This is a genomic window from Pseudomonas sp. B19(2017) (genome assembly GCF_002113165.1).
GTDB lineage: Bacteria > Pseudomonadota > Gammaproteobacteria > Pseudomonadales > Pseudomonadaceae > Aquipseudomonas.
Map to the genome: position 1 here is coordinate 225,478 of NZ_NEJR01000006.1, position 18,763 is coordinate 244,240.

Annotated in this window: 20 protein-coding genes and 1 pseudogene; 12 read left to right on the plus strand and 9 right to left on the minus strand. The window is 57.5% G+C overall.

Annotated elements, in window-relative coordinates; translation table 11 throughout:
• Positions 1-190: 190 nt before the first annotated feature.
• A pseudogene (locus tag CAF70_RS27880) lies at positions 191-260 on the minus strand (hypothetical protein); the annotation flags it as partial.
• Between the two features lie 188 nt (positions 261-448).
• Here CAF70_RS27880 and CAF70_RS28130 point away from each other — a divergent pair.
• The 3 genes from CAF70_RS28130 to CAF70_RS11695 all read left to right on the plus strand — a co-directional run bounded on the left by CAF70_RS28130 (position 449) and on the right by CAF70_RS11695 (position 2,007).
• On the plus strand, positions 449-559 hold the full coding sequence (locus CAF70_RS28130; protein WP_371915947.1) for a DUF4113 domain-containing protein: 111 nt from the start codon (positions 449-451) through the stop codon (positions 557-559).
• Positions 560-664: 105 nt separating this feature from the next.
• Positions 665-1,291: a DarT ssDNA thymidine ADP-ribosyltransferase family protein gene (locus tag CAF70_RS11690; protein ID WP_085623039.1), complete on the plus strand. Its 627-nt coding sequence runs from the start codon at positions 665-667 to the stop codon at positions 1,289-1,291.
• Between the two features lie 5 nt (positions 1,292-1,296).
• Positions 1,297-2,007: a hypothetical protein gene (locus CAF70_RS11695; protein ID WP_085623163.1), complete on the plus strand. Its 711-nt coding sequence runs from the start codon at positions 1,297-1,299 to the stop codon at positions 2,005-2,007.
• A 55-nt stretch (positions 2,008-2,062) separates the two neighbouring features.
• On the opposite strand, the gene CAF70_RS11700 is transcribed toward CAF70_RS11695, so the two are convergent.
• Entirely contained in the window at positions 2,063-4,717 is a 2,655-nt protein-coding gene (locus CAF70_RS11700; RefSeq protein WP_085623041.1) for a DEAD/DEAH box helicase, read from the minus strand.
• The gene (locus CAF70_RS11705; protein WP_085623043.1) at positions 4,714-5,700 is read right to left on the minus strand and encodes a DUF1837 domain-containing protein; all 987 of its coding nucleotides are present in this window, start codon (positions 5,698-5,700) and stop codon (positions 4,714-4,716) included. Before CAF70_RS11705 ends, CAF70_RS11700 begins: the two co-directional genes overlap by 4 nt.
• A 789-nt stretch (positions 5,701-6,489) precedes the next feature.
• Here CAF70_RS11705 and CAF70_RS11710 point away from each other — a divergent pair.
• Both CAF70_RS11710 and CAF70_RS11715 read left to right on the plus strand, forming a co-directional pair.
• A complete protein-coding gene (locus CAF70_RS11710; RefSeq protein WP_085623045.1) occupies positions 6,490-6,732 on the plus strand; it encodes a hypothetical protein in 243 nt (80 codons plus the stop codon).
• Positions 6,733-6,828: 96 nt separating this feature from the next.
• Positions 6,829-7,098 (plus strand): DUF3077 domain-containing protein, encoded by a 270-nt coding sequence (locus CAF70_RS11715; RefSeq protein WP_019471426.1) that lies wholly within the window; start codon positions 6,829-6,831, stop codon positions 7,096-7,098.
• Positions 7,099-7,486: 388 nt separating this feature from the next.
• On the opposite strand, the gene CAF70_RS11720 is transcribed toward CAF70_RS11715, so the two are convergent.
• Positions 7,487-8,788, minus strand: coding sequence for a mechanosensitive ion channel family protein (locus tag CAF70_RS11720; RefSeq protein ID WP_085623047.1), 1,302 nt, complete (start codon positions 8,786-8,788; stop codon positions 7,487-7,489).
• A 144-nt stretch (positions 8,789-8,932) separates the two neighbouring features.
• Here CAF70_RS11720 and CAF70_RS11725 point away from each other — a divergent pair, with 144 nt between their 5' ends.
• Positions 8,933-10,255: a DEAD/DEAH box helicase gene (locus CAF70_RS11725; protein WP_085623049.1), complete on the plus strand. Its 1,323-nt coding sequence runs from the start codon at positions 8,933-8,935 to the stop codon at positions 10,253-10,255.
• A gap of 125 nt (positions 10,256-10,380) precedes the next feature.
• Here CAF70_RS11725 and CAF70_RS11730 read toward each other — a convergent pair whose 3' ends face one another.
• Complete coding sequence (locus CAF70_RS11730) at positions 10,381-10,653, minus strand: hypothetical protein (protein ID WP_085623051.1); 273 nt, start codon at positions 10,651-10,653, stop codon at positions 10,381-10,383.
• 228 nt (positions 10,654-10,881) lie between these two features.
• Between CAF70_RS11730 and CAF70_RS11735 the strand changes: the two genes are divergently transcribed.
• Complete coding sequence (locus tag CAF70_RS11735; protein WP_085623052.1) at positions 10,882-11,160, plus strand: BrnT family toxin; 279 nt, start codon at positions 10,882-10,884, stop codon at positions 11,158-11,160.
• Entirely contained in the window at positions 11,138-11,392 is a 255-nt protein-coding gene (locus CAF70_RS11740) for a BrnA antitoxin family protein (RefSeq protein ID WP_085623053.1), read from the plus strand. The genes CAF70_RS11735 and CAF70_RS11740 overlap by 23 nt, the downstream gene beginning before the upstream one ends.
• 70 nt (positions 11,393-11,462) lie before the next feature.
• Here the strand turns inward: CAF70_RS11740 and CAF70_RS11745 are convergent, their stop codons facing one another.
• Entirely contained in the window at positions 11,463-11,756 is a 294-nt protein-coding gene (locus CAF70_RS11745) for an addiction module antidote protein (RefSeq protein ID WP_085623054.1), read from the minus strand.
• Between the two features lie 292 nt (positions 11,757-12,048).
• Between CAF70_RS11745 and CAF70_RS11750 the strand changes: the two genes are divergently transcribed.
• A complete protein-coding gene (locus tag CAF70_RS11750) occupies positions 12,049-12,444 on the plus strand; it encodes a transcriptional regulator (protein WP_085623055.1) in 396 nt (131 codons plus the stop codon).
• 106 nt (positions 12,445-12,550) lie between these two features.
• Entirely contained in the window at positions 12,551-13,477 is a 927-nt protein-coding gene (locus CAF70_RS11755; protein ID WP_085623056.1) for a DMT family transporter, read from the plus strand.
• A gap of 127 nt (positions 13,478-13,604) precedes the next feature.
• Here CAF70_RS11755 and CAF70_RS11760 read toward each other — a convergent pair whose 3' ends face one another.
• A complete protein-coding gene (locus CAF70_RS11760; RefSeq protein ID WP_085623057.1) occupies positions 13,605-14,777 on the minus strand; it encodes an MFS transporter in 1,173 nt (390 codons plus the stop codon).
• Between the two features lie 106 nt (positions 14,778-14,883).
• Between CAF70_RS11760 and CAF70_RS11765 the strand changes: the two genes are divergently transcribed.
• The gene (locus CAF70_RS11765) at positions 14,884-15,777 is read left to right on the plus strand and encodes a LysR family transcriptional regulator (RefSeq protein WP_085623058.1); all 894 of its coding nucleotides are present in this window, start codon (positions 14,884-14,886) and stop codon (positions 15,775-15,777) included.
• A 124-nt stretch (positions 15,778-15,901) separates the two neighbouring features.
• Positions 15,902-16,030 carry a PA1414 family protein gene (locus tag CAF70_RS27885; protein ID WP_009683677.1) on the plus strand — a complete coding sequence of 43 codons (129 nt, stop codon included), beginning with the start codon at positions 15,902-15,904 and terminating at the stop codon, positions 16,028-16,030.
• A 189-nt stretch (positions 16,031-16,219) separates the two neighbouring features.
• On the opposite strand, the gene CAF70_RS11770 is transcribed toward CAF70_RS27885, so the two are convergent.
• Both CAF70_RS11770 and speB read right to left on the minus strand, forming a co-directional pair.
• On the minus strand, positions 16,220-17,599 hold the full coding sequence (locus CAF70_RS11770; protein ID WP_085623059.1) for a sodium:solute symporter: 1,380 nt from the start codon (positions 17,597-17,599) through the stop codon (positions 16,220-16,222).
• Between the two features lie 163 nt (positions 17,600-17,762).
• Positions 17,763-18,713: an agmatinase gene (gene speB / locus CAF70_RS11775; protein ID WP_085623060.1), complete on the minus strand. Its 951-nt coding sequence runs from the start codon at positions 18,711-18,713 to the stop codon at positions 17,763-17,765.
• Positions 18,714-18,763 lie beyond the last annotated feature (50 nt).

The window sequence follows — 18,763 nt, forward strand, 5'->3', positions numbered from 1 at the left end:
GACTATTCAACGCCGAAGCGACATACCTTCTCCTAGCTGCTCCTGCAGAACCAACATGCTCAGACCGATCCCTGCTGAGGCAACAGATTGATCAAAAGTACTTCAGAACTTTCGATTTCAGGCAAAAGGCATGAGCTTGCTGCACAAGTAGAGGCTGGGAGCGGAAATGCAGCCACCATTCCAATCGGGGGGGCGCAGGTACGCGCCATGATCACGAAACTGTCGTCGGTACGGGCATCCACGGCGGTCTTGATGCGATCAGCGCAGCCGAGGGTGTGGAGCGGTCTACCGGGAGGGCTTCCGCTACAGCAAGGCGGAGGTGCTGCTCCTCGAACTCACTCAGCACAACTAGCTAACTGGTGACCTATTTACGGTTCCTCAGCCGCTGACGAGCGAAAAGCTCATGGGGGTGCTTGATGCTATGAACACCAGGCGGGGTAGAGGGACGATGCGGCTGGCGAGCGTGCCAGTCGATCCAAGCTGGGGCATGCGGCGGGAGATGATGAGCCAGAGTTTCACAACGCAGGTCGATGAGCTCTGGACTGCGTATTGTAAATGAATTGGGGACGAAGCATTTGCTTACACATATGCTGGCATTTCGCCGTCATATTCCGCTTCGCTTGACTAGGCTCAGAGTATCTCATGCAATTCATTAGGTACCCATATGTCCAAATCCGAAATTCAAGCTTACAGTCAGGCACGCGAGATTCCCTACTTGGTGCATTTCACCCGGCTCGAAAACCTCCCTTCGATTCTTCAGCATGGTCTCCGCCCTGTCAGCAAGCATGGGGCGCTGTGTAATCAGCCAGTGATCAATGATGGGCTTCGCCTCGACGGGCACCTCGATGGCACCTCGCTGTCCATCGCATTTCCAAACTACCACATGTTTTACAAGTATCGTCTGCAGCCAAACACTGAATGGGTGGTGCTTGGCATTGATGAGTCCGTGCTTTGGACCAAGGATTGCGGGTTTTGTCAGCGCAACGCTGCGACAAACGAGATGGCCCAGCAAACCGTTGCGAATCTGCAGACGCTGACCGCTTTCCAGGGCATGTTCGACGAGATTGATGGCCTAGGGACACGTCAGGAGCAAAGGCTGAAAAAGTTCGACCCTACTGATCCTCAAGCTGAGGTGCTAGTCTTCGATGATATTGAGCCGAACCTGATCACAGGGGTGGCTTTTCAAACCCAGAGTGCTCGGAACCTCCATGCAGCTCGCTGTGGAGATCGTAAACTGTTGATCCAGGGCTCTGGCAGCGGTTTTTTTGCCGCGCGCTCATTCGTAAGGTAGTAATGATGGCATTCAGACCAGTTTTCATCCCTACGCCAGGGGCTGAAACCCTCGCTCGGACTAACTCCGTAGATTTCAAGTGGTTCCCTGGCATGTCCGTGGCTCAGAAGCAGCGATCGATTGACTCGCTGCACGCTGCTGCTAAGGAAGCTATGCCAACTATCGGTGAGATACTGGAGGTTTCAAGTAAGTCCAAGGAGAAGCTGGGTGTAGCACTGAGTGCTTTCAACTTAAGCTTTACCACTTTAAAGCAAAACTTCACTATGAGTGTAGAGTGTGCCTTTCAGGGGAGTAAGGTCTTTGAGAGAGGTGGCCCCTTTAAAGATTTATTTGCGAAGACATCTCGAGAGGCAAAACTCGATGAAAGAATAAAAAGCTCTGGTAGGTTGGTGAGGTTTAGTTTTTACGGCGCGGATTGGGAGCTGGAGCCGCGCACGGCTTTTTATGATTGGCTGTATATCAATGCATTGAAAAAGCAGTCGCCAGATGTCATTGATGAAATTCTTTCGTACTCAGCGTTTACTGATATTGAATTTAATCCAGAGAAATCTATTAATTGCCAAGCATATTCTATTGCCTTGTTTGTTTCTTTGTATAAGCAAAATCTACTGGACGCTGCTCTGGCCTCAAAGGAGTCGTTTCTTTCAATAGTGAGTGGCGCTGTAGTATCAAGTGCAAGCCAAAACGAAGACATTCAAGGTGATTTATTAATGTAGGTGTATAATGTGTTCAATGGTTAATGGAGCTGGTGGTCCAGCTCCATCATAGAGGTCAGTATGCTTCCCGCTCGTGTCTTTGGGTGAGCCCCGAGCGCTCGAGGTATCTACGGAGGAGGGGGGATAGCCCGGCAGTATTGTATTTTTGTAGCCAGGCCTCAACGTTTTCTACGTTCGTTGGCAGATCCTTGCGTAGCTTGAGCGCAATGCTTCTATTTATGCCAAGTGACATTAGCTCTAGAACTCTTGGGTCGTAACTGCCGAGTTCTATCATTGAGGGTAAACTCAGAGCATATGCATGCTGCTCATGTTCTGACTCTGGTAGGCATGCCTTGGTTATGTCTGACCAAAGAGAAAAGTATTTGACAAGTTTGAATGTGATGTTGCTGCTAATATTCTTTGTTACGTGGCTGGCTGCCCTGTCTACGCTTCGAGTTTTAGTGCTACCATCCGAGCTATCATCTTTGTCGGGGTTGTCATGGTTTGCAGTAAGCTTTACTAGAAACTTATCAATGAAGTATCGATGTGGTTTTCCGGACATCCACTGGAAAGCATCATAGATCAATGGGCGGATACCAATGTAGTCGCCCCATTTTGAATTTATCTCGGCCTCTATATGAAAGATTGAGTCGAGCCTACGGGCGATGTTATCGAATTGCTCATAGAAATTCAGGTCTTCGAAGTCAATTTCTCCCGTGGGTGTTGTTGAACGTCGAGAGTTGGGGAAGCTTGTGGGGATCCATGCATATGGATCTGCATGGATTTTCAGGTAGAGCTGATTTTGAAGTAGCGGATCTACGTATGGGTTCTGGCGAAGAAGCTCTAAGGGAATCGAAAGCTGATCTTTGATTCCAGAGAGTTTCTCTTCAAGTAGGGTTCGGTGCTGCGGATTTATTCTCGACGTATCTAGTAGGCGATCAAAGTGCTTTTGGTCGGAGACGAACAAGTGTCTGAGATAGCAAATTGTGGTGTAAAGCTTGCTGCCCTCCAAGTCCTCGACTATCTCGCCACGAGTTGCTGTGGCCAGGCGGATTAAAGTGTCCGTATGCTCCTGCAAGATTGAAGTGGTATTGGGCTTGATTTTGCTTTTTTCTTCATTGGTGAGCTTTTCCTCCCCCCATTCTTCGTCTTTGACTTCCAGGCAATAAACTTCGCCGTAGAGGTTCGTGCTAATGCGCCCGGCGCGGCCAATCAGATTTTTGAACTCAAACGGCGTGAGTGGAGTTGTATCATTTTTTGGATTGATAACAATAAGCTTGTCAGCAGGAAGGTTGACGCCTTGTAGGAGTGTAGAGGTGCAAACCAGATTAGTTATTGCCTCTTGTGAATAAAGCTCTTCGATCTCAATCCTAGCGATGTCAGGAAGTCCTGCGTGGTGAAATGCCACGCCGTTTCTCAGGGTCCTGATCAGAGAGTAATCGGGGTGGATCTCTTCCGCCAGAAAGTCGATGAGCTCACCGATTGCCTCGGTTTGCTCAACATTAGCCTTGCTGGAGGGTGGCAGTTCAAGCGCCCAACTTTCTGCGGTGGACTTACGTGGTGCGAATATGATGCAGCTTTCGTCCTGCTTAAGATTTTGCAAGAAGGTTGAAATTGCCTCACCTTTCTTGCCCTTCGCCTTTGAATATAGCTTCTTGTTCAAGACGGTCGTGCCTGATATGATGTTACCAGTCTGGCTAAAAATACGATACTCGGCTGTTGAAGTCCTAGGAAGGAATGTGACGGCAGCTCTAATCTGGAATACTGGGCTGGCTACTGTTGTCTCATCAATGAGATCTAGCCCCGAAAGCTCTTTCAATGGGGTGACGATGTCTTCAATAAAGGGGCCGGCAAAGATAAATTGGCTGTTAGCGAATCGAGCGACAAGGCCATAAAGACAGTTTTCAAACACCATGCCACGACCTTCTGCTTCAAGGTTGTGTACTTCGTCAATGAAAATGATTGAAGGTGGTCTTGTCGTTTTGTCTTGCAGGAGTTTGTTGCATCGCTCTGGAGTCAGGACGTAAATGATGGATTTATCATCCTCTTCCTGTGGGCGGTATGTTGTGTATACGTGGGCGTTGTCTTTTAGGTCTGACTTGAAGTCCATGCTGACCTGGTTGATCAGCGCTTTGGTCGGAACTACAAATATTGCGGTTTCAGGTTTGGCTCTCAGTTTTTCAACAATGTATCGCCGGATTATGAATGACTTGCCGGCAGATGTAGGTGCGGAAATGGCAACGTTAGACCCGCTTTGGATCGCCGACCATAGCCTCGCTTGGTAGTCTGTGAATACAAATTCTCCAGCGCCTTCCAGTTTGTGGGTCAATCGCCCCCTCGTAGCGCCTAGCTCAAGGTCTAGTAAAGCGCCGAAGCTATTCAGATACTGACCATGTTCAAAAATATTGGGTATATGTCTGCTTGAAAGCAGATTTCCAGATCTGGACTGGATAATGTAGCAGGCGCGCTGATATGTGGGGTTGTTGGGGGAGTAAAGATGTAATAACGCCCCAAACGAGTTGGCAAGATTTTTCAGAGTTTCAGACTTGCTAAGAGAAATTATAGAGGCAAGCCATGTAGCATGCTGAAGTTTTTGAGGTGAGATCAGAATCCCTTCCTGCGGTCCGGCCTGCTTGCTGAGGAATAGATGCTTCAGCAGCTTGTCATAAGTCTCTACGAAGTCCTCATCCCTAGACGCCTCAAGGGGGAGGGTTTCAGAATCCCTGTTCATTGGCTGGTCTTCCTAGCTGCTTTCTTAGGCTTTGGATCCTTAGGTGGCTCTTTGAATTCAATTCCGTGAATTTGTTTGAATAAGGTCTTTTTAAAAACTTCAACGCTGCTCATTGGGATGAGGAAAAATTCGAGAAATAGTTTTCGTAATTCTGGTTTTTTGTCTAGTCTAGCTCTTATGCTCTTGACCGCTCCTGCGGCATGCTCTTTAATCCACTCGGCAATAAGCTCTTCTGCGTGATCTTTGTTGGTCGCTTCCTCCTCAATGCTGTCAATTTTATTGTCGTCGTAAATGAGGAGGATGGGGAATATTTTGTTGCAGGCTTGGTATTCTTCTGTTCCAGGGCGAAATGCTTTAAGTAAAGCCCTCGCTTGGTCAAGAGTGAAGTTTTTTGAAATATTGGAACGGGCGATGAAAAGCTCATGGTCTAGTGAGCTTGGTAGGTAGTTTTGGTTGAATCTGTCGATTGAGTCTAATGAACTGCCAATTGCTCCGCCCAGCTCTTGGTATATTTTAGATTCGCCGATTAATATAGATATGTTGTTGTGCCTGTTTCCAAAAAATATTCCATCGCCGCCTTTTACTTGATCTTTTACGTTGGTGAGCAAGCTTAGCTTATGGCATACCATCGGAGTTTCAAAAATAGCTTCCACTAGTAAATAAAGTATTAGTTCGCCGTACTTTCCGTCGAACACTGGGTCGGTGTTTGCAAAAAAGCTAGATGCCATAGGGAACGGGTTTTCGTCTCTGGCTCTGTATTCATCCAGTTCGTTTTTATCAAACACATAATGCTCGATTCTGTTCCCGACATATTTTGCTAAGGCGAGGCTTTCTTGGCGATTCCCTGAAAATTTCAGGGACAACGCATGTGCCCGGACTTTTAGATCCAAGACCTCAGGGATCCGATGGAAAAAGTTCTCGACCCAATCAGTTTTGACGGTGAGGCAGTCACTCCAGGTGATACCTTCGAATAGCTTTTGCATCTGAATCCCTTCTGGATGGCTGCGTAGTGCCAGAATGATACTACAGCCGTTTCGCTTGGTGTCGCTTCTACGACAGACGACTTGATGCGGTTAGCCGAGAGCGCTTCCAATGCCAATCCACAGCTAGCTACCTCCAGCGAAACCTCTTGCTCGGTTTATGCGGCTTGAAAGGATATGGCCCGGTGCTACCTTCCTTCGCATCAGCCCTGGCTCGCGGTAGCCTAATAGCTGAGCGATGATCGACTTACAGGGGGCTGACTACTGCTCATGAAATGAGCAACTGACTTCCCAGGATGGGACATGGCAAAGAGGGTACTCGTTACGTACTGGCTCGTGTCTCCAAGCGGATCTGGCATTTCCATCATCAGCAATTTATTGAGCTCGCTGGCAGCTCCGACCGCGCCTGAAATGCCACTTTGAATCATCCTAGTTCTCGGCCAACGCAGTTAGTTTACTAGCTCAGGTAGGAGTTACATATTGTTACCCCTTCACGGGAAATAATCGGATTTTGCCCCTTTCTTGTAGGGCATTTCCCAAAGATACTGCGGGCCATTGTGATGTTCCAGGTTGGCCACTAGTCTCGGCTAGTCGTTGCGATCCAACGACCGGCTTTGACAGGCCGACTCAAATTACAATCCATAGCTTTGCCTTCAATGGCGGCTGTGCGTGGGGCGCCTTCGGGTGCGCCGGGTTTCTCAATTTGACCGGTCTGTCAACCCGTGCACAGCTGCCACCCTTTGTTTGACAGCAAATGGCGGTAGTCCCCAACCACAAATTGAGGGTTACACCATGCTGAACATAGTCCCCGATCCACCCTGCAAACTCCACTCCCTGGAAGACACACTGCTGATGGCCGCGGATTACGCGCTATGCGCCGAAGCCGTTGCTCAGCAAGCGGTTTTGATGCAACCGAGATCACCCGTCTCGGTATTGATGATGGCGTCAATGCACGAGCTGGAGACCCTCCGCAAGTTGCTTGAATCAGCGCTGGCTCAGGTCCAAAAACCAGCAGATCCGCAGACGCTGCATTAATCCGCATCATGATTCGCCTGGGGCTGCCTCTGTGGGAGCTCGGCTTGCCGGCGATAGGGCCAGCCCAGGCACTAGAGATTTCGGGGAGATTGAACAATGTCTACAGAAGAAACCAAATTCACCGTCGGCAAAACCACCTTCTACCAAGGTGAAAACCAGACCCATCCTCTGTTCCGCATCGAAGCCGGCATCCCTTGCCAGAGCGCCCGGGAACAAGCTTCGGAGCTGATGGGCTACGCGCGAGATATGACCCTGGACGGCTTGATGGAAGACAAACCCCAGCTAATCTGGGCTTCGCACTACCTCTGTGCCTTGGCCAAGGCGCTCATGGATGATGCTGAACTGGGCATGATGAAAACCCCTTGAACACCACCCTCAGGCGTGATGCCTGTCAATCAAGCAATTTGGGGCCGCTTTGCGGCCCATTGCCGGCAAGCCAGGTCTCATAGAACAACACATAAACCATTGATTTAGCAGAGCTCTGTGGGAGCGGGTGTGTCGAGGCCTCGAACCGCCGCGAACACCGGCGAAGCCAGGGCCATACACCGCGTCGTCTGCTTCGCGGGCACGCCCGCTCCCACAAGGGAAGGTGACACGCTTTCGAACATTGTTCCCTGTGCGACAGCGCAGCCCAAAGGGTTGGGCAATCTCCCACAGGTACAACGAAGATCTCACGATCTGCGTGACCTCTGCGGGAGCTGGCTTGTCGTGGCGACAAACCGCGCCGATGGGCTGCGAAGCAGCCCCGGCAATCTCAAGCCTCGCTCATGTCTTCCAGCCGGCGCGGCACAGGCTCTTGCGCTACACGCCCGCTCAACCCTACCCGCATGTCGTTGCCACTCGGCTGCTGATACAGGCTCAAGCCAAACTCCGGCAACACCGCCAGCAAGTAGTCGAAAATATCCCCCTGAATCCGCTCGTAATCGGCCCAAACGGTGGTGGTGGTAAAGCAGTAGATCTCCAGCGGCACGCCCTCGGCGGTGGTCTGCATCTGCCGCACCATACAGGTCATGTTCGGGTGCACGTTGGGGTGGTTTTTCAGATAGGCCAGGGCAAAGGCGCGGAAGGTACCGATGTTGGTCAGCTTGCGGCGGTTGGCCGACAGCTCGGCCACCGGTCCCATAGCCTCGTTCCAGCGCTGCAGCTCCTGGCGCTTGCCGGCCAGGTAGTCGGCCAGCAAGTGCACCTGGCTCAGGCGCTGCTCTTCTTCGCGGGTGAGAAAGCGCACCCCGGCGGCATCGATGAACAGGCTGCGCTTGATCCGCCGGCCACCGGACTGCTGCATGCCGCGATAGTTGCGGAATGACTCGCTCATCAGGCGCCAGGTGGGGATGGAGACGATGGTCTTGTCGAAGTTCTGCACTTTCACCGTGTGCAGGGTGATGTCCACCACATCGCCATCGGCGCCCACCTGGGGCATTTCGATCCAGTCGCCCACGTGCAGCATGTCGTTGCTGGTCAGCTGCACGCTGGCGACGAACGACAGCAAGGTGTCCTTGTACACCAACAGCAGCACTGCCGACATGGCACCCAGACCGGAAAGCAGCAACAGGGGCGAGCGGTCGATCAGGGTGGCGACGATGACGATGGAGGCGAAGATCCACAGCATCATCTTTGCCAGCTGCACGTAGCCCTTGATCGAGCGGGTGCGGGCGTGTTCGGTGCGGGCATAGATGTCGAGCAGGGCATCCAGCAGGCACGACAGCGCCATGGTCATGAACAGCAGGGTAAAGGCCAGGGCGACATTGCCAAGGAAGTGCTGGGCGGTGTCGGACAGCTCGGGTACCAGCTTCAGGCCGAACTGCAGCACCAGTGACGGCGTGGTCTGCGCCAGGCGGTGGAACACCTTGTTGTTGCGCAGGTCATCCAGCCACTTCAGCGCTGGCTGGCGGGCCAGCAGGCGGGCGCCATGCAGCACCAGGAAGCGTGCCAGGCGGCCGATGACCAGAGAAACCAGCAGCAGCACCGCCAGGCCGATGGCCGCGTGCAGCATCGGATGTTGGTCAAGGGTGCCCCACAGGTCGAGTGAGTCACGCCAGATTCGTTGGATATCCATGGGCTTGCGTACAGTCTTTGTTGCCAAACGAAGCGCTATTAGAGCGCGGATGGCGACAAAGTTGCCAAAAGAAATTCGGCTAAGGCGGCAGAAAACGTTACCCTATGCAACTGAATTTTCCCGCACTTGCCTGAGGTTACCTCCGTGTTCTCCCAATTCGCCCTGCACGAACGCCTGCTTAAAGCCGTGGCCGAGCTTAACTTTGTCGAGCCAACCCCGGTGCAGGCCGCGGCCATCCCCCTGGCCCTGCAAGGGCGTGACCTGCGCGTGACCGCCCAGACCGGCAGCGGCAAGACCGCAGCCTTCGTGCTGCCGTTGCTCAACCGCCTGGTCGACCTGCGCGAACGCCGTGTCGAGATCCGCGCGCTGATCTTGCTGCCGACCCGTGAACTGGCCCAGCAGACCCTCAAGCAGGTACAGCTGTTCTCGCAGTTCACCTACATCAAGTCGGGCCTGGTCACCGGTGGTGAAGACTTCAAGGAACAGGCCGCCATGCTGCGCAAGGTGCCGGACGTGCTGATCGGCACCCCGGGCCGCCTGCTCGAGCAGCTCAATGCCGGCAACCTCGACCTGTCCCACGTGCAGGTGCTGATCCTCGACGAAGCCGACCGCATGCTCGACATGGGCTTCGCCGAAGACATGGAGCGCCTGTGCAAGGAGTGCGAGAATCGCCAGCAGACCCTGCTGTTCTCTGCCACCACTGGTGGTGCGGCCCTGCGCGACATGATCGGCAAGGTGCTTAAAGACCCTGAGCACCTGATGCTCAACAGCGTCTCGCAGCTGGCCGAAGGCACCCGCCAGCAGATCATCACCGCCGACCACGACCAGCACAAAGAGCAGATCGTGCAGTGGCTGCTGGCCAACGAAACCTTCGACAAGGCGATCATCTTCACCAACACCCGCGCCCTGGCCGACCGCATCTACGGCCACTTGGTGGCCAAGGATGTGAAGGCCTTCGTGTTGCACGGCGAGAAGGACCAGAAGGACCGCAAGCTGGCCCTGGACCGCTTCAAGCAGGGCAGCTCCAAGGTGCTGGTGGCCACCGACGTGGCGGCCCGTGGCCTGGACATCGATGGCCTGGACCTGGTGATCAACTTCGACATGCCGCGCAGCGGTGACGAGTACGTGCACCGTGTAGGCCGTACCGGCCGTGCCGGTGGCGAAGGCCTGGCGATCTCGCTGATCACCCACACCGACTGGAACCTGATGTCGAGCATCGAGCGCTACCTCAAGCAGCAGTTCGAGCGCCGGGTGATCAAGGAAGTGAAGGGCACCTACAGCGGGCCGAAGAAGGTGAAGGCCTCCGGCAAGGCGGCTGGCAGCAAGAAGAAAAAGGTCGAGAAGAAGACCGGTGACAAGAAGGCAGCCGCCAAGCGCAAGCCAACCGCCAAACCGAAGGCCAACGCACCGCTGGCCAGCGCTGACGGCCTGGCGCCGCTGAAGAAGCGCAAGCCTGCTGCTGAGTAAGGCTCGATAGCGCTGTTGGCTTCTTCGCGGGCTCGCCCGCTCCCACAGGGATATCACAGGCCTCGAAATCTGTGGGGTTCCTGTGGGAGCGGGCGTGCCCGCGAAGAGGCCAGCACAGGCGACAACTATTCAGCCTTTTTCTCCGCCTGTCTCAACTCCTTGATCCGCTTGTCGATCAATTGGCATTTGTCGGGCAAGTCCTTGCTCGCCGTCCCCAGCTCCATCCCCTGAAGCTCATCATTGATCTCCTTGGCCTTCTGCGGGTTCTGCTCGGTCAACTGGGTGACCAGCCCCGCCAGCTCTTCGCGCTTCTGCGTCGCTTCTTCCGGTGTACAGGCCCAGGCGGGCAGGGCGCAGAACAGGGTAGTGGCGCAGGCAATGGGCAGCAGCAGTTTCATCCTTCCTACCTCCGGCGGTTGTGATGCCCGGTGGAGGCATGTGCCTGGCTGTTAGTTCAGCGCCTTCGACCGGTGGGCCTTGCTAGCCGGTTGGCTAGTCCGTTTCCGCTTCCGGCTGTAATCCTTTTCCCAAAGCATCCTGACGCTATTGAAGGTCATGCGATCGCCCCCTAGCCTTGGCCTGGATCAGGAGGTATCGTATGTACAGATGTAAATACGGAGCGTCCCATGTTCTTTGAATGGGACGATGGCAAGAACCAGATAAACATCCGCAAGCACGGCATCGACTTCAGCGATGTTCCGGATATGTTCAATCACCCGATGTTGATTCGCCGTGATGACAATCCGGACCATGATGAGGAGCGCTGGGTCTGCCTGGGCTGGCTGAAGTGTTTGATCGGCGTGGTCGTGTACACGGAAAGGCAGGGTGATGTCATTCGCATCATTTCTGCACGCAAAGCCACCAGATGGGAGGCCAAACATTATGACCAAAGCATCGAAAACTGACTGGAGTCGCCTGGCTAGGCAGGACGACCAGGCTATTGATACCTCGGATATTCCTGAACTGGATGAAAAATTCTTCCGCGAGGCCGAGCTGCGAGTTCCAGCCAAGCAGACGGTGACCATTCGCCTGGATTCCGATGTGCTCGCCTGGTTCAAAGAGCAGGGTAGCGGCTACCAGACCCGGATCAATCAGTTGCTGCGCCAGTACATGCAAGCTCAGCAGAGACAGCGCTGACATTTTCAGATGGGCTGCGCGGCAGCCCCAGTGGCGCCAATTGAAGGCATCGAACGGGCTTGCCCGTTTATCAGCCAGCGAGGTGTGGCCGCGCCGTCATGTCTATGCCCAGCGCCTTCATCACAGTCAGGAACGATTTCAGAGTCGGGTTGCCATGCTCACTGAAAGACCGATAGAGCTGCTCGCGCGACAGACCGGTTTCTTTAGCCAGCTCGCTCATGCCTTTTGCACGTGCCACCAAGCCAACAGCCTTGGCGACATAGCTGGCATCCCCCGTCTCGAGTGCGTCGGTCATGAACTGCGCGATCGCTTCAGGGGTAGTGAGGTACTGGGCGGGGTCGAACTCAGAGAAGGTTTCAGTCATTTTGCATCCTCCACGAACGCAGAATCTGGTGGGCTGCCTTGATGTCGCGCTGTTGGGTGCCTTTGTCGCCGCCGCAAAGCAGAATGACAAATGTGCTGCCAGCCTGTTTTTTCATCGGGTTAATGTAGTTTATAAACTACAGATGGATAGGCAGCAAATGGTTTCTGCCTGTTGCGGTACCTGCGGCTTCAGCGCGTGGCGTGTCACCGTGCCGAGATCTTTCGGAACACCACGGCTCACCGACAGGTCCCAACCTGTGTACCCCTTCCGTCCACAGCAGGAGCCCGTAGCCATGAGCATCGCCTACGACTGGGACCTGATCGAACGCTTGCTGCACGAAGTGCAGAACGGCGCCGGTCGCAGCTTCACGCCACGCCCCTATGCCGAGCAGCACGCTGCGGCACTGGCCGCCAAAGGTGAGCCGGTGGGCGACCTGGACCACCTGAAAACCCGCGCCTGCGAATACGAAAGGCTGTTGTTCGAGCGGGGTTTCATCGAAACCCGGCCCGAAGAGGATGGCGGCAATGGTGAGAACTTTGTGCTCACCGAGCGTGGTTCGCGGCTGATGAGCCTGATCGACAGCAGCATTCCCGGCTTCGAGCACCCGCGCCAGGTGCTGGATGAACAGGAGGATGCGCTGGACGAAACCACCTTCGAGCAGGTGTCGGCGAAGGCACAGATCGCCTGAGGTCGTTTTGAGGCTGGCAAGTGCGGCCCTGAAAACCCGATAATCGGTAGTTCATGAACACTGCCGAGCCTTCGCCCATGCCGATGACCAACGCCGAGGCCCGCCCATGAGTGCGGTCCGCAAGAACCCCGATGCCTTTGCCTTCCAGGTGATGCTGGGGCTATGCCTGATCTGGGGTTGCCAGCAGGTGTTGATCAAGACGGCCGCCATCGATATTGCGCCGGTGATGCAGGCGGCCTTGCGCAACGGCATCGCCGCCGTGCTGGTGGGCTTGATGCTGTGCTGGCGGGGTGGCTGGGAGCAGGTGGGTAGCACCTGGCGCGCCGGCGTGGTGGCAGGCGGGCTGTTCGGCGTGGAATTCCTGTTCATTGCCGAGGGGCTGAAGCTGACCTCGGCGGCACACATGTCGGTGTTTCTCTATACCGCGCCGGTGTTCACCGCGTTGGGCCTGCATTTCAGGTTGCCCAGCGAACGCCTGCGGCTGCTGCAATGGCTGGGGATTCTGCTGGCCTTCGGCGGCATTGCCATGGCGTTTGCCGGCGGTATGTCGTTCGAGCACATGGATGGCCGTACCCTGCTGGGCGATGCCTTTGGCGTGATCGCCGGGCTGGCCTGGGGCGCGACCACGGTGGTGGTGCGTTGCTCGCGGCTGTCGGAAGCGCCAGCGACCCTGACCCTGTTCTATCAGCTGGCGGTAGGCTTTGCCGGGCTGCTGCTGATTGCCTTGCTCAGCGGGCAGATCGGCGCGGTGGTGTTTACACCGTTGGCGATGGGGAGCGTGCTGTTCCAAGGGATTGTGGTGTCGTTCATCAGCTACCTGACCTGGTTCTGGTTGCTGCGCAAATATCTGGCGTCGAACCTGGCGGTGTTTTCCTTCATCACCCCGCTGTTCGGGGTGACCTTTGGCGTGTTGTTGCTGGATGAGCCGCTGAGCCTGAACTTTGTGGTTGGCGCGTTGATGGTGCTGCTGGGGGTGGTCCTGGTGAGTGCCGAACCTTGGGTGAAGCAGCAGTTGCGGCGGATTGTGGGGTGATCGATAACTTGTACCGGCCTTTTCGCGGGCTTGCCCGCTCCCACAGGTACTGCACAGGTCTTGAAGATTGTGCGGCCCCTGTGGGAGCGGGCGAGCCCGCGAAGAAGCCAGCACAGGCAACCACAATTCAGGATGCAGCCTTGGCCTGACAGGCGCTGCCCTGCTGTGCCGAGCCGGCCATCAGCACCAACCCGCCAGCCACCACCAACCCACCCGCCGCCACCATCAGCGCCGGCTGCAGCCCGCCGCTGAAATGGCTGCTGACCGCCGCCAGCAATGGTCCGCTCAACTGCCCCAGGGCAAAGCAGGCCGTCAGCAGCCCGGCATTGCGCTGCGTGGCATGCGGTGCCAGCTCCCGCGAACGTTGCATCACCAGCTGCATGCAAGCCAGGAACGGCCCGCCACACAGCACCACACCCAACGCCAGCCCGACACCCCCGCCCATCAGGCAGGCCAGCACACCCAGCCCCTGCAGCCACAGCGTGGCAGTGAGCCAGGTCGAGGTGCGGCCGCCACGTCGCAGGCTCACCAGCAGCACCCCCAGCGCCGCCGCCAGGCCGAACGCCGGCCAGAACAGGTCGGCCTGCCATTGCCCGCGGAACTGCTGGTTGGCCATCTGCGACAGGAAGGTGGCCGGCAGGATGTAACCGATTCCGTACAACGCATAGACCAGCCCCAGGCGGCCGATGCCGACACTGCGGCTCGGGCCTTGGCTTGCAGCGGAGGGCGCCGTTGCAGCTTGCAGCGCGCGCGGCAACCAGGGGCAGACCGCCAGCAGCATCACCAGCGCGGCCACGGCATAGATCAGCCACAGTGCTGCCGAGCCCAACCCCCACAAATGCGCAACCAGAGCCAGCAAGCCGGTCAGCGCAATACCCAGCCCTGGCCCGGCGAACACCAGGGCACCCAAGCGTTGGCGATTGAGGGCATTGGCCACCTGCTGGCTGAGGCTGGTGATCATCACCAGCACCCAGGCGCTGGCCACGCCGGTGCCGAAGCGCAGCAACAGGTGGCTCCAGAACCCGTCGGCGGCCCATGAGGCCAAGGTCAGCAGCACGCACAGCCAAAGCCCGCCATGCAGGCGCAGGCGCACCTGACCCGGTGAGCGGGCGAACATGGCGTCGACGGCGCCGATGAAATAACCCAGGTAGTTGGCCGCCGCCACCAGCCCGGCGACCGTCAGGTCGAACTGGCCTTCGGCGATCAATTGCGGCAGCTGCGGGGTAAGGGCGAAACGGCCGATGCCCATGGCCATCATCAGCGCCACGGCGCTGGCCAGCAGTTGAATGAGGGGCGACATGGCAAGTCTCCTGCGCGGATGTAAGCGATGGGTGGCAGGTTAGGGTGGTTTGTTTTTCAATAAAATTGAATAATGATGATCAAGTTGTTCTGTTTTGGAGAATGTCGTGGAATTCAGCCAACTGCGTATCTTCCAGGCCGTGGCCGAGGAGGGGTCGGTCACCCGTGCCGCAGAGCGCCTGCACCGGGTGCCGTCGAACCTGTCGACGCGCTTGCGCCAGCTCGAGGAGCAACTGGGTGTCGAGCTGTTCCTGCGCGAGCGCCAGCGCCTGCAGCTGTCGCCGGCGGGCAAGGTGCTGCTGGACTACGCCAACCGCATGTCAGCCTTGCGCGACGAGGCGCTGGCCGCGGTGCGAGGTGGCCAACCGGCCGGGGATTTCGTGCTGGGGACCATGTACAGCACAGCGGCGACCCATTTGCCGGGATTGCTGGCACGCTATCACCAGGCCTACCCGGCGGTGAACCTGCAGGTGCGCGCGGCGCCCAGTGGCGAACTGTTGGAAGGCCTGCTCAACCACCGCCTGGACGCGGCCCTGGTGGACGGGCCGCCGAGCCTGGCCGGGCTGGATGGCGTGCCGTTGTGCGAGGAGGAACTGGTACTGATCACCAGTCCCGAGCACCCTGCAGTGCACACAGCAAAGGACGTAGCGGGCAAGGCGGTGTTCACCTTCCGTCAGGGCTGCTCGTACCGCATGCGCCTGGAAGCCTGGTATGCCCATGCCCATACGCCCATGGGCCGGGTGATGGAGATCGAGTCGTACCAGAGCATGCTGGCCTGCGTGATCGCCGGCGCGGGGGTGGCGATGATGGCCCGGTCGATGCTTGACAGCCTGCCCGGGCGCGACCGGGTACGGGTACACCAGCTGCAGACGCCGTTCGATCAGGCGGTCACCTGGTTGATGTGGCGCCAAGGCATGCGCGGGGCGAATTTGCAGGCCTGGATCGACCTGCAACAAAGCGAAACGATTAACCAGTCGTCGGAATGCGCCGCTACGGCTTGATCCGTATCAAAATGGCCCGTATCTGTAGGTGTAGAGGCATGCGTAATGCAGGACATAGGGCTATGATCTGTATGAAACATCGCAGGATTGAATTGCCGTGAGGCTGACCCGTCAAGGGGGCATTATGAATAAACCACTGTCCAACTGGCTCCACGACCTGGCTGTCGCCTTGGGGCTGATTCCACCACCCTTGCAGCCGGTGCCGATCCCGACTGACGAAGAGCAGCGCAAACGCCAACCGCGTCGTCGCTGATAAATACAAAGGCCGCTGCACCTGGGTGGGTGCAGCGGCCTTTTTGTGCCTGATGAAAATCTGTTGCCTGTACCGGCCTCTTCGCGGGCTTGCCCGCTCCCACAGGTACCCCACAAATCTCAGGACCTGTGGAGTCCCTGTGGGAGCGGGCAAGCCCGCGAAGAGGCCGGTACAGGCGCCCGAGAACTATCAGGCCAGCTTCACCGCCGCCGCCGGTTTACGCGACACCAGGCTCACCACCACAAAGCTCACCAGGCCAACCACCAGGCTGTAGTAGATCGGCGTATTGGCCTCCAGCCCATCCTTGAACATGAAAAGCAACGCGGTCGCAAAGCCCAGCGACATGCTGGCGATAGCCCCGGAGGTGGTAGCGCGCTTCCAGAAGATGGCACCGATCAGCGGGATCAGCATGCCGCCGACCAGCAGGTTGTAGGCCAGCGTCAGGGCGTTGATCACATCGTTCACCATCAGCGCAATGCCCAGCACCACCAGCCCGGTGAGCAGGGTGAACAGGCGGCTGACGCCCAGGCTCGACTGTTTGCCGCCACGCAGCTTCGGCAACAGGTCTTCGGTCAGGGTGGTGGACGCAGCCAGCAGGCCGGCACTGGCGGTGGACATCATGGCGGCCAGTGCCGCTGCCATCAGCAGGCCACGGATGCCATCGGGCAGGGTGGTCTTGATCATCTCGGCAAAGGCATTGTTCGGGTTGGCCAGGTCAGGCATGAGCACGTGCGCAGCCATGCCGATCGTGGCGCAGGCCAGGCCGTACAGTACGCAGTACACACCGGCGGTGGTGCCGGCACGCTGGCAGACCTTCTCGTCACGGGCAGTGAACACCCGCTGCCAGATGTCCTGGCCGATGAGGATGCCGAAGAAGTAGATCAGGAAGTAGGTGATGATGGTGTCCCAGCCAATCGTGGTCAGCTGGAAGCTGGCCGCCGGCAGCTTGGCTACCAGGGTGTCCCAGCCACCGGCCTTGTACAGGCACACTGGCAGGAGGATGAACATCAGGCCGACGGTCTTGATCACGAACTGGACGATATCGGTCAGGGTCAGCGACCACATGCCGCCAATGGTCGAGTACAGCACTACCACACCCCCACCCAGCAGCAGCGAGGCCCAGAACGGTAGGTCCAGCAGCACTTGCAATACGGTGGCCATGGCCAGGGTCGAGGTGACGCCGATCATCAGTGCGTAGGCCAGCATGATCACGGCGCTGGCCTGGCGTGCGGTCGGGTTGTAGCGCTGCTCCAGCACCTGCGTCACGGTGAAGATGCGCAGGCGCAGCAAGGGTTTGGCCAGGAACAGGTTGAGGGCGATGATGCCCAGGCCCAGGGCTGCGCATAGCCAGAAGCCAGAGATGCCGTGGACGTAGCCCAGGCGCACGGTGCCGACGGTGGAGGCGCCACCGAGCACGGTGGTGGCCATGGTGCCCATGTACAGGACAGGGCCGAGGTTGCGCCCGGCCACCAGGTAGTCTTCATGGGTTTTCGCGCGCCGCATGCCATACCAGCCAAGCCCGAGCATGCCGGCGGTATAGATCATTACAACAATGATGTCCAAGGCCATTGGGGGTCTCCCGATTATCTTTATTATGGCGAGATCGACCACGCGGGCGGGTTCACGGCGCCCGGCGGTCTTGTCGTGTTGTTGGCGGGCCTCAGTGGCCCTCCCATATGGCTCCTGCCGGGGTGTAGCAAGTACTGCGAGCGCTCCTGCAACGGGCCGTCGTTTACCGACGTACTACGCCTGGAAGCACGCAAAGCATTTCGAACAGCAGGTTGGCACCGAGCAGCGAGGTGTTGCCGGTGGTGTCGTAAGGCGGGGAGACTTCGACGAGGTCACAGCCGATCAGGTCCAGGCCGTGGCAGCCGCGAATGATCTCCATCGCCTGGATGGTGGTCAAGCCGCCGATTTCCGGGGTGCCGGTGCCTGGCGCCCAGGCAGGGTCGATGCCGTCGATGTCGAACGACAGGTACACCGGGCCGCCGCCGACCTTTTCCCGTACTTCGGCCATCAGCGGTGCCAGCGACTTGTGCCAGCACTCTTCGGCCTGGACCACGCGGAAGCCCTGGCGGCGGCTCCAGTTGAAGTCATCGGCGGTGTAGCCCTGTGCGCGCAGGCCGATCTGCACCACGCGCTCGCAATCGAGCAGGCCTTCTTCCACGGCGCGGCGGAAGGTGGTGCCGTGGGCGATCTTCTCGCCGAACATGTGGTCGTTGACGTCGGCATGGGCATCGATGTGCACCAGGCCGATCTTGCCGTGCTTCTTGTGCAGCGCGCGCAGGATCGGCAGGGTGATGGTGTGGTCGCCACCCAGGGTCAGCGGGATGATGTTGTGCTCGAGGATCTCGTCATACGCTTCTTCGATGATGCGCACGGCGTCCAGCAGATTGAAGGTGTTGATTGCCACGTCACCGATGTCGGCCACCGACAGCGAGTCGAACGGTGCCGCCCCGGTGGCCATGTTGTACGGGCGGATCATCACCGATTCGGCGCGGATCTGCCGCGGGCCGAAGCGGGTGCCGGAGCGCAGCGAGGTGCCGATATCCAGTGGCACGCCGATGAAGGCGGCGTCCAGGCCCTGGGCACTTTGCAGGTGGGGGAGACGGAGCATGGTGGCGATGCCGCCGAAACGCGGCATTTCGTTGCCGCCCAGTGGTTGGTGGAGGATCTTGTCCACGGTGGGCCTCATCAGTCGGTCGATTGTTCTGTTTGTTCGAACCTGTGCCG